Raw genomic sequence first — 3,059 nt, forward strand, 5'->3', positions numbered from 1 at the left:
AAAGGCTGGATGACGCGTCCCAAAAAAGCCTGCTGCCTGAACTCCGGACTTGACATGGCCTGCACATAAGATGTGAATTGCGCATAGAAGAACTAAACCGCTGCGCGGTGGTTCCACCATGTCGTTTTTTCGTGGCTCACGATAAACCAATTCCCCTGAATATTCAACATGGACCTCTTGTTAGCGCTTGTTGATCAGCCGTAATCTCCATACAATTTCTTTTGTCAAACCGTCGGAATGAACTGGCGGATATCAAAATCAAAGGAGATTGAATCATGGGGAAGTTGAGAGATCAGATGTTGGCAGATCTTCAGTTGTGCGGAGCCAAACCGAGGACGCAGGAGACTTACCTCAGAGAAGCGGAAAACCTGGCAAGATACTTTAACCGGTCACCGGCTGAACTTGGGGAGGCTGAACTCAAGGAGTATCTGCTTTATCTCATTAAGGAAAGACATCTATCGGAGGGGACCTTCCGGTACTATGTTGCCGGCCTTAAGTTTTTGTACAGGACAACATTGAAACGGGAATGGCCCGTGGAGAAGATCAAGCATCCGCGGGCCAAGAGAAAACTTCCGGTGGTTCCGGATCTCTCCGAGGTGGAATCTCTCTTGTCGGTCACCAGGAACCTCAAGCACAAGGCGATGCTGATGATCACGTATTCCCCTCTGTGCCAATGTAAATGAGACACTTTCCACCCTGTAATTTAGACACTATAATAGAGGGCGGGGAGGAGAAAATAGTAATGGAAAAGAAGGACGTCATGTTAAGGAACCATAGCACTAAGATTGAGGAAATGGAAGGAGCCCGTAGGACTGCTGGAATTTCCTCAATCACCGAGATGCATGAGGCCGGTAAGTTGACCCGTGGTTTCAAGATGGTTTCTGATCCTGAAGTATCCGAGAAACCTGTCCGCCGTCGGTTCACTGCGGAGTACAAGCGGCGCATACTAAGGGAAGCGGAAATCTGTAAAGAACATGGACAGATGGGTGCCTTTCTGCGCCGGGAGGGGTTATACTCTTCCAATCTTATCACATGGCGCCGCCAGGCGGAGCAGGGAACCCTGGAAGCCCTTTCCCCGAAGAAGCGTGGGCCCAAAGAGCGGAAGCCGGATCCCTCGATTCGCCGGATTGCCGAGTTGGAGAAGGAGGCACAGAAACTGAGGCACAAACTCAGGCAGGCGGAGCTTATCATCGAGGCTCAAAAAAAAATCGCAGAGATACTGGAGAGACCCCTCGATCAGGACGAAGAGAGGAACTCATGACGGTTGCCGGGTCTTTAGCCAAAGAGGTAAATGTGAAGCAGGCCTGCAACACCCTGGCCCTTCCCCGTTGTGGTTTCTACCGTTGGAAGCGGCGGAATGGGATTCGGGAGGAAGAAAGGAGACATTCCGTATCTCCCCTGGCCTTGTCCGTCGAAGAGCAGAATGTCGTCCTGGATGTTCTTCATTCCGACCGTTTCGTCGACAGGGCGCCCCAAGCGGTCTATGCGGCCCTGTTGGATGAAGGCAGTTATCTGTGTTCGGTGAGGACCATGTACCGGGTTTTGGATAAGCATGGCGAAATGAAAGAACGAAGAAATCAGCTTCAGCGCCCTTCATACACGAAACCGGAACTGATCGCCGAGGGTCCCAATCAAGTCTGGTCATGGGATATTACGAAACTTAAGGGGCCGGTAAAATGGACGTATTTTTATCTCTATGTGATCCTCGACCTCTTCAGCCGGTATGCGGTGGGGTGGATGATCGCCCCAAGGGAACTCGCCGTCCTGGCAAAGAAACTGATCGAACAGGGCTGTGAAAAACAGGGGATTGAACAGGATCAACTGATCATCCACTCCGATCGGGGACCCAGCATGACCTCGAAATCCGTGGCTCTCCTTCTGGCCGACATGGGGATTACGAAAAGCCTTTCACGGCCGCATGTGAGCAATGACAACCCCTATTCGGAATCCCAGTTCAAAACCCTGAAATACCGGCCGGAGTTTCCGGAGAGGTTCGGTTGTATCGAAGACGCCCGGTCCTTCTGCCGGGATTTCTTCCGGTGGTACAATACCGAACATTACCATTCCGGAATCGGCTTCCTCACTCCGGAAGATGTTCAATACGGACGGGCTGAGCAAATTATCAAAGAACGGCAGGCCGTTCTGGAGGCGGCCTTTATAAAACATCCCAAACGCTTCAAGGGAAAAATGCCAAAACCGATGGCTCTCCCCGCGACCGTCTGGATCAACAAACCGGCGCTTCAAAAAAGCGATCCGGCGCTACACTAAATTTTTGCCGGAGGTGTCTCTTTTTCATTGACAAGTTCCGTTACCGCAATCTCCTTTCCTTCACTCCTTCAGAAGCATGATGAAGGTATTGCCCCTTCCCTCTCCCAAGGTTATGTTGTCCTTGAGATACAAGCGGTAATATGGGCAAATCCGACTCCCTTGCCGACCCGGTAAAATTTCGTTTCCTTATATCTACCGGTTGCCCTCCTGTAGAGCATCGACAAGGGGCTCCCGCGTTCATTGTCGTATGGCTGCCCCTGCGTGTCACCCCTGTTACCCCGGGAGTTCATCTATCGGTTTTGGTAGTTGTTGTCAGGATCGACAGCTCCATCGTATGTTTCGAGGCTACATATAGGTTCGCTCACGCTGCGACCCGTAGGCTTGCTCAGCTCCCTTACGGAGCCTTTGTCAGGAGACTCAATGCTTCAGGTTACCCCTTACACCTCCCTCAAGCTACATGGGCGAACTACCGAACTCCAATGGTCGGACTTTAACCGACAAGTCATACGTTTTACACAGCATACCCTACTTATCAATAAATTGCCATGACTAACCGTAGAGTGGCTTACACGGATGAAATGCGCAACGTTCCGGCTCAGCGGCGGATGCTTCGCTATTGCCTTGACCGGCTCCGCTCACGCTCCGCCTATCAAGGCAATAGAGCCGACTCCGCTTCTCAGTCTGAGTGACCGCTGTCGCGCTCTCTTAAACCTGCGATGCTCGCGGCTCATCCGCCGCTGTTGGCTGACCGTTTTTTCTGCCCTGTCAGAAATCTTCGAAGACGTTTATGC

General features: G+C 51.7%; 3 protein-coding genes. All 3 read left to right on the top strand.

What is annotated here, in order from left to right:
* Positions 1-275: 275 nt before the first annotated feature.
* Entirely contained in the window at positions 276-683 is a 408-nt protein-coding gene (locus VLH40_05170; GenBank protein ID HSV31398.1) for a site-specific integrase, read from the top strand.
* A gap of 155 nt (positions 684-838) precedes the next feature.
* Positions 839-2,268 (top strand): IS3 family transposase gene (locus VLH40_05175; GenBank protein HSV31399.1). Its coding sequence is split into 2 segments (ribosomal slippage): positions 839-1,214 and positions 1,214-2,268, totalling 1,431 coding nucleotides; the frame shifts between segments, so codons are not numbered across the junction.
* A 573-nt stretch (positions 2,269-2,841) separates the two neighbouring features.
* On the top strand, positions 2,842-3,059 hold a 218-nt coding region (locus VLH40_05180; GenBank protein HSV31400.1), incomplete at its 3' end, for a hypothetical protein.

The organism is Atribacteraceae bacterium, from assembly GCA_035477455.1.
Lineage (GTDB): Bacteria > Atribacterota > Atribacteria > Atribacterales > Atribacteraceae > DATIKP01.